Raw genomic sequence first — 10243 nt, 5'->3', positions numbered from 1 at the left:
AAGTCACCCAAGAACTCTTGAAGCAGGCTAAGGGAGGGCGAGGAAGGAGTTTTGGGTAAAGCCCTGCTGGTTAACACGCCTTGACCAAGCCTGGGGCAAGTGCTACCCTGGCCTCTGGGTGGCCTTGACCCCGGGGCGTAGCGCAGGCCGGTAGCGCACCTGCTTTGGGAGCAGGGGGTCGCCCGTTCAAATCGGGCCGCCCCGACCATGCGGGAGTAGCTCAGTTGGCAGAGCATCGGCCTTCCAAGCCGAGGGTCGCGGGTTCAAGTCCCGTCTCCCGCTCCAGTGGGCCGGGGTGGTGTGCCACCCCGGTTTCCTTTTAGGGCCCGTAGCTCAGCGGACAGAGCAGCCGCCTTCTAAGCGGTAGGTCGGGGGTTCAAATCCCTCCGGGCCCGCCAGGCTCCCCCGGTGCCCCCGGGGGGTTCGCTTTGGAGAGAGAGCTTGTGGTATCCTCGGGCCGGGTTTGATGTTGCGGCTGGAAAACCTCACCAAGCGCTTCGGCCCGGTGGTGGCCAACGATGGCATCAGCCTCGAGGTGCGAAGGGGCGAGGTCCTGGCCCTCCTTGGGGAGAACGGGGCGGGGAAGACCACCCTGGTGAGCCTCCTCTATGGCCTGTACGCCCCCGATGCGGGGCGGATTTTTTTGGAAGGCCGGGAGGTCCAGATCCCCTCGCCTAAGGTGGCCCAGCGCCTGGGCATCGCCTTGGTCCCCCAGCACCCTGAGCTCATAGAGGCCCACACGGTGGCGGAGAACCTGGCCTTGGGCCTGGACCTCCCCCCCTTCTTTTCCCGGAGGCGCCTTCTCGCCCTCCTGGAGGCCCTTTTGCGGGGGCATCCTCTGGGGGTGGACCTCGAGGCCAAGGTGGAGCGCCTCTCCGCCGGGGAGAAGCAGCGGGTGGAACTCCTAAGGGCCCTCCTCCAAAGGCCCAAGGTCCTCATCCTGGACGAGCCCACCAGCGTCCTCACCCCTAAGGAGACGGAGGAGCTTTTCCGGGAGATCGCCCGCCTGAAGGCAGAGGGTCTGGCGGTGATCTTTATCAGCCACAAGCTGGACGAGGTTCTAGCGGTGGCGGACCGGATCGCCGTCCTAAGGGCGGGGCGCAAGGTGGGGGAGCTTAAGCGGGAAGAGGCGGATAAGGAGCTTCTGGTGCGCCTCATGGTGGGCCGGGGGCTCAACCCCCCGCCCAAGGCCCCCCCGCCCCGGGAGGAGGTGGTCTTGGAGGTGAAAGACCTCCTGGTCCCCCGCCACGGCTTTCCCGTGCAGGGGGTCTCCTTCGCCCTGCGGGCGGGGGAGGTCCTGGGCATCGCCGGGGTGGCGGGAAGCGGGCAAAAAGAGCTTCTAGAGGCCCTGGCGGGCCTCAGGCCCTACCGGGGGGAGGTGCGCTTTCTGGGGAAGCCCTTGCCCCAGGACCCGGCCCGCCTCTTCGCCCTGGGGGTGGCCCACATCCCCGAGGAGCGGGCCGTGGGGGTGGTGGGGGGGATGAGCGTGGCGGAGAACCTGGCCTTGAGGACCTTTTCCCGGTACGCCCGGAGGGGGATTTTGAACTACGCCCGCCTGGAGGAAGAGGCCCGGGACCTTATCGCCCGCTACCGGATCCAGACCCCTTCCCCCAGGACCCCGGTGCGCTTCCTCTCCGGGGGGAATGTCCAGAAGGTGATCCTGGCCCGGGAGCTTGGGGGGAGGCCCAGGCTTCTCCTCGCCATGCACCCCACCTACGGGGTGGACGTGGGGGCGGCGGAGGAGGTCCACGAGAGAATTTTGGATTTGGTGCGGGAAGGCATGGCGGTGCTCTTGGTGAGCGAGGACTTGGACGAGATCCTTGCCCTTTCCCACAGGGTGGCGGCCTTGCACCGAGGGCGGCTCGTGGGGCCCATACCCCGGGAGGCGGCGGACCGGGAAGGGCTCGGCCGGATGATGACGGAGGGCCGTCCATGAGGCTGGAGCTGGACCCCGCCCCTTCCTTGGGCAAGACCCTCTTGACCTACCTGGCCTTCCTTCTCCTCACCCTTCTCCTCCTGGGGGGGCTTTTCGCCCTCTATGGGGTCCCCCCCCTTCGCGCCTATGGCGTCCTCCTCTCCCCCCTGGCCGACCCCTTGGGCCTGGCGGAGATCGCCCGGCGGACCATCCCCCTCCTCCTCATCGGCGCCGGGCTCACCCTGGCCTTCCGGGTAGGGTTTTTCAACATCGGGGCCGAGGGGCAGCTCCTTCTTGGGGCGGTGGGGGCGGCCTACGCGGCCCTCTTCCTGCCGGCGGGCCCTTGGACCCTGCCCCTCATGTTCCTCCTGGGAGGGGCCTTGGGGGGGCTTTGGGCGGGGGTGGCCGCCTGGCTTCGGGTGCGCTTCGGGGCGAACGAGATCCTCACCACCTTGATGCAGAACTACCTGGCCTACTACCTGGTGGTCTATCTGGTGGCGGGGCCCTGGAAGGGGCAGTTCGTCTTCGGCTTCCTCTACACCGACCGCTTCCCCGAGGTGGCCCGGCTTCCCCGCCTGGGGGACACCCTGGTCCACTGGCCCACCCTGCTTTTGGGGGTGGGGGCGGCCTTGGGTCTCCAACTCCTTCTCTTCCGCACCCCCTTGGGGTTTTCCTGGCGGGTGCTGGGGGAAAACCCCTCGGCGGCCCGTTACTTGGGCCTAAAGGAGGGGAGGTTTCTCGCCTTGGCCGCCCTGGCCTCGGGGGCGCTTTCGGGACTGGCGGGGGTGGGGGAGGTGGCGGGGATCCACCAGAGGCTTCTGGAGCCGGCCCAGATTTCCTTGGGCTACGGCTTCACCGCCATCTTGGCGGCCTGGCTCGCCCGGGGAAGGCCCGGGCTGGTCCTCCTCACCGCCCCCCTCTTGGGCCTCATCCTGGTGGGTGGGGATGCCTTGAAGCTGGCCTATTCCATGCCCTTTCGGGTGGTGGACGTGGTGGCGGGGCTTTTGCTTTTGGGCCTGGTGGGGGCCGAGGCCTTAGCCCGCCACCGGTTGGTCTGGAGGCGCTAGATGGAAGAGGCCCTGTTGCGTGCGGTGCTTTTCGGGACCCCCCTCCTCCTCGCCGCCTTGGGGGCGCTTCTCGCCGAGAGGAGCGGGGTGGTGAACCTGGGGGTGGAGGGGATCATGGCCCTAAGCGCCCTGGCCGCCTTCGCCGTGGCCCTGGACGCCTCCCCTTACTGGGGGCTTCTGGCTGGGGTAGGGGTGGGGGTGCTGGGTGGGCTTTTTCTGGGGGTCTTTGCGGTCACCTTGCGGGCCAACCCCTTCGTGGCCGGGCTTGCCGTGGCCGCCATGGGCCTTGGGGCCTCGGGGCTACTGGGCAAGCGCTACGAGGGGATGCCCTTGGATACGCCCCTTCCCGAGGGGCCCCTGGCCCTGGTGGCCTTTCTCCTAGCCCTCCTTTTGCACTACTTCCTCTACGGGAGCCGTTTGGGCCTTTACCTGCGGAGCGTGGGGGAGAACCCTAAGGCGGCGGACCTCTTCGGGGTGAGCGTGGAGGGGGTGCGCTACCGGGCTTTGGCCCTGGGCGGGGGGCTCATCGGCCTCGCCGGGGCCTACCTTTCCTTGGCCTACCGCCCCTCCTGGACCGACGGGATGACGGCGGGGCTGGGCTGGGTGGCCATCGCCTTGGTGATCCTGGCCGCCTGGGAGCCCTTGCGGGTGGTCTTGGGGGCCTACCTTTTTGGCCTCCTCTTCTTCCTTCAGTTCCGCCTGCAGGGCAGTGTACCTATACCGTCCGAGGCCTTTGCCGCCATGCCCTATCTTCTGGTTATCCTGGTCCTGGCCCTCTCGGGGCGGTCCCGAGCCCCCAAGGCCCTGGGCCAGCCTTTTGAGCGGGGGAGGTGAGCGATGCGGAGACTGCTAGTCCTCTTGGCCTTGCTTTTGGGGCTATCCCTGGCGCAGGAGAAGCTTAAGGCCTGCTTCCTCTACGTGGGTCCCGTGGGGGATGCGGGCTGGACCTACGCCCACGACGTCGGGCGGAAGAAGGCGGAGGCCGCCTTGCCCTGGCTGGAGACCCGCTACGTGGAAAGCGTCCCCGAGGCCCAGGCTCCTTCCGTCATAGACCGCTTCGTGCGGGAGGGGTGCCGGGTGATCTTCGCCACCAGCTTCGGGTACATGGAGGCGGTCCTCGAGGCGGCGAGGAAATACCCGGACGTGATCTTCGCCCACGCCACGGGCATCAAGCGGGCTCCCAACGTGGCCACCTACATGGCGGACTTCTACCAGGTCTACTACCTCAACGGCCTCGCCGCCGGGGCCCTTTCCAAGACGGGCAAGGTGGGCTACGTGGCCGCCTTCCCCATCCCCGAGGTGAAGCGGCACATCAACGCCTTCGCCCTGGGGGTGCGGGCGGTGAACCCCAAGGCCCAGGTCCTGGTGCGCTGGATCAACGCCTGGTACGACCCCGCCAAGGCCCGGGAGGCTACGGAGGCCCTCCTTTCCCAAGGGGCCGATGTCTTCGCCTTCACCGAGGACACCCCCACGGTGGTCCAGACCGCCGCCCGCAAGGGGGCCTACTCCTTCGGCCACTACACCCCCATGCTCAAGTTCGCCCCTGACCGCGTGGTCTCCGGCCAGATCATCCGCTGGGAGGTCATCTACATGGACTTCCTCAAGAAGGTGAGGGAGGGGGTCTACACCCCCAAGAACCTGCAGAACGTGGACTACTTCTGGCTCCTCCAGCACAAGGCGGTGGAGATGGGGGCGGACTACGGGGTCCCCATCAACCCCAAACACGTGCCCCTTCTGCAGAAGGCCAGGATGCGGGTGGGGGACAAGGAGGTCCCGGTCTACGACCGGATCATGGCCCTCCTTAAGGACATGTCTAGCCCGAACCCCACCTTTGACCCCTTCGCCGGGCCCATCCGGGACCGCAAGGGGGTGGTGCGGATCCCCGCGGGCAGGAAGGCGAGCCTCCAGGAACTCCTCACCATGGAGTGGGCCGCCCCCGGGGTGGTGGGGGACTGGCCCGGGGAACCCCGGTGATCCTGTCCCATCCTGGCCCAAGCCAGGATGGGGCCCCCAAAGCGTTCTATAGGCTGCGGAAGACCTCCTCGAGGATGGCAAGCCCCGTGGCCGCCTCCTCCTGGGAGAGGATGAGGGGCGGGGCGATCCTGAGGGCGGAAGGCCCCGCCGGCAGGAGCAGAAGCCCCTTCTGGAAGGCCAGTTGTGCCGCCTTGTCCCGGAGGTCGGGCCGCTCCTCCTCGGGGCTTCCGAAATCCAGGCCGATCATGAGGCCCCGCCCCCGCACGTCCCCCAGGAAGGGGAAGCGGGCCTGCATGGCCTTAAGCTCCTTTAGGAGGAACGCCCCCACCCGGGCGGCGTTTTCCATGAGGCCCCCTTCCAGGAGGTCCAAGGTGGCGTGGGCGGCCGCTGCCGCCACCGCCTGGCCGCCGAAGGTGGTGCCGTGGGCGCCGGGGCGCCAGCTCCCAAGCTCTTCCCGGAAGAGGAGGGCGCTTAGGGGGTAGCCGGAGGCGAGCCCCTTGGCCAGGACGTAGACGTCCGCCTCCACCCCCTCGTGCTCCAGGGCGAGGAAGCGGCCCGTGCGCCCGGCCCCGGTCTGCACCTCGTCCGCCACCAGGAGGATCCCGTGCCGCTCCAAAAGGGCCTTGAGCCTGGGGATGAAGCCGGGCGGGGGCAGGAGGTAACCCCCTTCTCCCTGAATGGGTTCTAGAAAAAAGGCCGCCACCTCCTCCGGGGGGACCACGGTGCGGAAAAGGTGCTCTAGGTAGTCCAAGACCGCATCCCCCACGTCCTCGGGGGAGGCCCCGAGGGGGGGGCGGAAGGGGTTGGGGAAGGGGACGTGAAGGACGCCAGGGAGGAGGGGGGAGAAGCCCTTGCGGTAGGCGCTTTTGCTGGCGGTGAGGGAAAGGGCCCCGAGGCTCCTTCCGTGGAAGGCCCCGGTGAAGGCCAAAAGGTAGGGCCTACCCGTGTGGTGGCGCACCAGCTTGATGGCGGCCTCTATCCCCTCGGTGCCGGAGTTGCCGAAGTAGACCCGGTACCCCCCGCCAAGCCGCCCCACCAAGCGCTCCGCCAGGGAGAGGGTGGGCTCGTGGGTGAAATCGGAGAAGCAGATGTGGGCGAAGCGCTCGGCCTGGGCCCGCACCGCCTCCACCACCTTGGGGTGGGCGTAGCCCGTGGTGTTCACGGCGATGCCCGCCATGAAGTCCAAAAACACGTTCCCGTCCACGTCTTCCAGGAAGACCCCCTGCCCCCGGGCGGGGACGAAGGGGTAGGGGCGGACGTAAGAGGGGGAGAGGACCTTCTCGCCCCGTTCCAGGAGTTCTTTGGCCTTGGGGCCTGGGAGGGGTGTGCGGATCGCGGGCTTCATACGCTGTTAGCCTACCGGGCCCAAAGGGCCTTTGCCAGCCGGGTTTTATGCAAAGGCTTTAGAGCTTTTAAAGAAGCCCCCGGTCCAGGAGGTGGGGCCTGGCGTAGAAAAGGGTGAGGGCGGTGGCGGCGTCCTGGATCTCTCCCGCCTCCAAGAGGGCGTAGACCTCCCTTAGGGGGAGTTCTAGGGTTTCCAGGAGTTCGCCGTCCTCGAGGCGGGGCTCGGCCACCACCTCCGCCCCCAGGGCCAAGAAGGGGTGGAAGACCACGGCGGTGAAGGAGGGCTGGGGGTGGAAGGGGGGGAGGGGGATGACCTCCTCCGCCCGCGCCCCCACCTCCTCCAAAAGCTCCCGCCTGGCCGCCCCCTCAGGGGTCTCCCCAGGGTCCACCTTGCCCGCCGGGACCTCCAGGAGGAACTTTCCCGTGGGGTGGCGGTACTGGCGGATGAGGAGGGCGGTTCTCTTTCCCGTCACCGGCAGGACGAAGCTCGCCGCCACGGGCCCCGGGCGGTAGATGTAGGTGAGCTCCTTGCCGGTGTGGGTCCTGAGGCGCTCCCGCACCAGGCGCACCGGCTCGGAGAGGATCTCCTCCAGGGCAAGCCTTTCCCAGGGGCTCATCGGGTCATGCGTTCGATCACCCGGCGCACCTTCTCCCCGGGGGCCCTAGGCCCCAAGGCCTTGGTCACCACCCCGATGGCCGCCAGGGGGGTCTTGAACTGGGAGAAGTCAATGTGCTCCCGGATCCAGGCCTCCAGCTCCTCCTCGCTCATCTCCTGGGGGAGGAAGCGGTCCAGGAACTCCGCCTCAAAGGTGTTCCCCTGCTCCAGGGCGATCTCCTTGAGGGCCCTTAGCACCTTCACCGCCTCCTCGTCGGGGAGGGGCTTGCCGTCCCCCTTGCGGTCCAGCTCGGCCTTCACCACCCGGGCGAAGTCCAGGGTCTTCTGATCCCGGGCCTTCATGGCTTCCTTGATGGTCTCCTTGATGGCCTCGTAGATGGTCATCCTTACCAGTCTAACGGAAAAGGGCCTACACGGCGAACCGCACCTCGAGGCCAACCCCCAGGACCTTGGCCGCCCGCCTGAGGCTTTCCAGGCTGTGGCCGAAGTAAAAGGGGTCCAGGAGGCGGTGGACCGCGGAAGGGGAGGTGCCCATGCGCCGGGCCAGCTCCCGCTGGGAGAGGCCCCGGGCCTTCAGGGCCTGCCAGAGCGCCAGGCTTACGGGGTTGACGGGGGCGGGCTCCAGGAAGACCACTTGGGGCGCGTGCGCCTCGGAAAGCGCCTCAGGGGGCACTGCTTCCGAGGGCTCGGGGATGGGCTTCCCCGCCTCCTCTAGCTCCAAAAGGGCCAGGGCCAGACCCTGGGCCAGGCTCTTAAGGGCTTCTTCCTGGCTCGCCTTACCCCAGGTGAAGACGGGGAGGTCCAGGGCGTAGCCCCCTTAGGTTCCCCCCGCCGGGTCCCTTTCCAGGACCACGGGGTAGCGGTGGGGCCAGGTTTTGACCAGAGGTTCCTTTTCCACGGTTTTCACCGGAACATCTCCTCGGGGATACCCGCGGCCTTTAGGATCCTTTTGAAGGTGCCTAGGGGCACCGGGTCCAGGACCACCATGCGGCCATCGGGGTGTTTCCAGATCTCGTGGTCTCCTTTGCCGCGCCGGGGTTGGGGAGAAAAGCCTAGTTGCGCCTAAGGATCTTGCGAAGCTCGCGGTACCTCGGGACCCTTAGCTTCCCTATAAGCCCCTCCTTCCGCGCGGGTCGTGGGGATGGGACCCGGACCCCGGCCCTCATGTTCTCAAAAAAAGAGAACGACCCGTCTAGCCTTCTCCGAAAGGCTTGGCCGGGGGAGTACAATCCCTCTCATGTGGGCGCTCCTTTCCGTTTCGGACAAGCGGGGGCTTCTGGACTTCGCCCGGGGGCTTTTGGAGCTGGGCTTCAGGCTCCTCGCCACCGGGGGGACCTATAAGGCCCTTAAGGAGGCGGGGCTTCCCGTCACCTACATCTCCGAGTTCACCGGCTTTCCCGAGGTCCTCGAGGGCCGGGTCAAAACCCTCCACCCCAAGGTCCACGCCGCCCTCCTTGCCCGGCCTGACCAGGAGGCGGAGCTGAAGGCCCTGGGCCTGGAGCGGATCGGGGTCTTGGCGGTGAACCTCTACCCCTTCCGGGAGACCGTGGCCCGGGGGGCCTCCTTTGCCGAGGCGTTGGAGCAGATTGACATCGGGGGGCCCGCCATGCTCCGGGCGGCGGCCAAGAACCACCAGGCGGTCCTCCCCGTCTGCGACCCCGAGGACTACCCCAAGGTGCTGGAGGCCCTAAGGACCGGGCCCACCCCCGAGTTCCGCCGGGCGCTCGCCCGGAAGGCCTTCGCCCACACGGCGGCCTACGACGCCGCCATCGCCGAGTGGCTTTCCGGGGAGAAGTTCCCGGAGGCCAAGTTCTTGGTCCTAAAGCGGGAGGCCCCCTTGCGCTACGGGGAAAACCCCCACCAGGAGGCCGCCTTGTACCGGGTCGTGGGGGAGGAGGGGCCCCTCCTTGCCGCCCGGGTCCTCCAGGGCAAGGCCATGAGCTTCAACAACTACCTGGACGCCGAGGCAGCCTGGAACCTGGTCTCCGAGTTCGCCGAGCCCGCCTGCGTGGCGGTGAAGCACCAGAACCCCTGCGGCGTGGCCCTAGGGGAAAGCCCCTTGGAGGCCTACCGGAAGGCCCACGCCGCCGACCCCGTCTCCATCTTTGGGGGGATCGTGGCCTTTAACCGCCCCGTGGACGGCCCCACCGCCGAGGCCCTGGGCGGGGTCTTCCTGGAGGTGGTCCTGGCCCCGGGCTTCAGTGAGGAGGCCCTCGCCCTTCTTTCCCGGAAGAAAAACCTCCGCCTCCTCGAGGTGCCCTTCCCCGCCCAGGGGCCCTACCTGGACCTGAGGCGGCTTCGGGGCGGGGTGCTCCTCCAGGACGCCGACACCCAAGACCCCATAGACCCCAAGGTGGTGACGCGAAAGGCCCCCGAGGAGGCCTGCTGGCGGGACCTCCTCTTCGCCTGGAAGGTGGTGAAGCACGTGCGCTCCAACGCCATCGTGGTGGCCAAGGAGGGGCAGACCCTGGGGATCGGGGTGGGGCAGACGAACCGCTTGGCGGCGGCCCAGCACGCCCTGGCGGCCGCCGGGGAGAAGGCGAGGGGGGCGGTCTTGGCCTCGGACGCCTTCTTCCCCTTTGACGACGTGGTGCGCCTAGCGGCCTCCTATGGCATCGCCGCCATCATCCAGCCCGGGGGGAGCGTGCGGGACGAGGACTCCATAAAGGCGGCGGACGAGGCGGGGATCGCCATGGTCTTCACCGGGGTGCGCCACTTCCGCCACTAGCAAGCCTTCCCCGGGCGGCCCGAAGCCTTGCGTGGGCCTCCTTGAAGCCCACCAGCTTGCGGCTTTCCTCGTCGTGGAGGTGCATGTCGGCGAAGGCGATCCTTAGGGCGTCCTTCAAGGTCACGGTAGGGGCCACCTTCACCAGGTCCACCTCCTCCTGCACCTTGGGCAGGTGGTAGTTGGGGATCTTGGGGGCCAGGTGGTGGATGTGGTGGAAGCCGATGTTCCCCGTGAGCCACTGGAGGACCTTGGGAAGCTTTAAGTAGGTGCTCCCCTCCATGGCCGCCTTGAGGTGCTCCCAGCGGGGGTCGTGCTCCCAGTAGGCGTCCTCAAACTGGTGCTGCACGTAAAAGAGGAAGATGCCCACCATTCCGGCGAAGTACTGGATGGGAAGGTAGACGAGGAGGAGGGTTTTGAGGCCGAAGGCCAGGTAGATGCCCGTCCAGAGGAGGACCAGGAAGAGGTTGGTGAGGGCCACGGAGTTCCGCACCGAGGGCCTCTCGGCCCCGTAGCCCAAAGGCAAGCGGTAGGAGCAGGACTTTACCCACATCTCCGTTTCGTGGTAAATCTCCCCTTGCGGGCGCAGCCCGTATCTGGTA

The 10243-nt window shown here is 67.7% G+C and carries 11 protein-coding genes and 3 tRNA genes; 8 read left to right on the top strand and 6 right to left on the bottom strand.

The features are described from left to right. Nucleotides 1-131: 131 nt before the first annotated feature. The 7 genes from IEX93_RS10900 (at nucleotide 132) to IEX93_RS10870 (ending at nucleotide 4956) form a co-directional block, all read left to right on the top strand. Nucleotides 132-208, top strand: a tRNA-Pro gene (locus IEX93_RS10900). A gap of 1 nt (nucleotide 209) precedes the next feature. Continuing rightward, a tRNA-Gly gene (locus IEX93_RS10895) sits at nucleotides 210-285 on the top strand. 37 nt (nucleotides 286-322) lie between these two features. Then, nucleotides 323-398 (top strand) — tRNA-Arg (locus IEX93_RS10890). Nucleotides 399-466: 68 nt separating this feature from the next. Further along, a complete protein-coding gene (locus IEX93_RS10885) occupies nucleotides 467-1936 on the top strand; it encodes an ABC transporter ATP-binding protein (RefSeq protein WP_188848218.1) in 1470 nt (489 codons plus the stop codon). Then, entirely contained in the window at nucleotides 1933-2982 is a 1050-nt protein-coding gene (locus tag IEX93_RS10880) for an ABC transporter permease (RefSeq protein WP_188848217.1), read from the top strand. Before IEX93_RS10885 ends, IEX93_RS10880 begins: the two co-directional genes overlap by 4 nt. Further along, nucleotides 2983-3816, top strand: a complete 834-nt coding sequence (locus IEX93_RS10875) for an ABC transporter permease subunit (protein WP_188848216.1) — start codon at nucleotides 2983-2985, stop codon at nucleotides 3814-3816. A gap of 3 nt (nucleotides 3817-3819) precedes the next feature. Then, the gene (locus IEX93_RS10870) at nucleotides 3820-4956 is read left to right on the top strand and encodes a BMP family ABC transporter substrate-binding protein (protein ID WP_188848215.1); all 1137 of its coding nucleotides are present in this window, start codon (nucleotides 3820-3822) and stop codon (nucleotides 4954-4956) included. Between the two features lie 46 nt (nucleotides 4957-5002). Here IEX93_RS10870 and IEX93_RS10865 read toward each other — a convergent pair whose 3' ends face one another. From IEX93_RS10865 to IEX93_RS11670, 5 genes are all read right to left on the bottom strand, one after another. Beyond that, nucleotides 5003-6301, bottom strand: a complete 1299-nt coding sequence (locus IEX93_RS10865) for an acetyl ornithine aminotransferase family protein (protein WP_188848214.1) — start codon at nucleotides 6299-6301, stop codon at nucleotides 5003-5005. A 67-nt stretch (nucleotides 6302-6368) separates the two neighbouring features. Further along, entirely contained in the window at nucleotides 6369-6917 is a 549-nt protein-coding gene (locus IEX93_RS10860; protein WP_188848213.1) for an NUDIX domain-containing protein, read from the bottom strand. Then, nucleotides 6914-7300 carry a GatB/YqeY domain-containing protein gene (locus IEX93_RS10855; protein WP_188848212.1) on the bottom strand — a complete coding sequence of 129 codons (387 nt, stop codon included), beginning with the start codon at nucleotides 7298-7300 and terminating at the stop codon, nucleotides 6914-6916. Before IEX93_RS10855 ends, IEX93_RS10860 begins: the two co-directional genes overlap by 4 nt. Nucleotides 7301-7325: 25 nt before the next feature. Then, nucleotides 7326-7637, bottom strand: coding sequence for a helix-turn-helix domain-containing protein (locus IEX93_RS10850; RefSeq protein ID WP_188848211.1), 312 nt, complete (start codon nucleotides 7635-7637; stop codon nucleotides 7326-7328). A gap of 182 nt (nucleotides 7638-7819) precedes the next feature. Then, complete coding sequence (locus IEX93_RS11670) at nucleotides 7820-7927, bottom strand: type II toxin-antitoxin system HicA family toxin (protein WP_229906178.1); 108 nt, start codon at nucleotides 7925-7927, stop codon at nucleotides 7820-7822. Nucleotides 7928-8153: 226 nt separating this feature from the next. On the opposite strand from IEX93_RS11670, the gene purH reads away from it, so the two are divergent. Next, a complete protein-coding gene (gene purH / locus IEX93_RS10840) occupies nucleotides 8154-9644 on the top strand; it encodes a bifunctional phosphoribosylaminoimidazolecarboxamide formyltransferase/IMP cyclohydrolase (protein ID WP_188848210.1) in 1491 nt (496 codons plus the stop codon). On the opposite strand, the gene IEX93_RS10835 is transcribed toward purH, so the two are convergent. Continuing rightward, nucleotides 9616-10243, bottom strand: a 628-nt coding sequence (locus IEX93_RS10835) for a fatty acid desaturase (protein ID WP_229906177.1), incomplete at its 5' end; no start/stop codon positions are given. The two genes, purH and IEX93_RS10835, sit on opposite strands and share 29 nt — an antisense overlap.

Source organism: Thermus composti (genome assembly GCF_014647535.1).
GTDB lineage: Bacteria > Deinococcota > Deinococci > Deinococcales > Thermaceae > Thermus > Thermus composti.
Note: the sequence above shows the minus strand (reverse complement) of the source record. Positions and strands in the feature narration are given on the sequence as shown.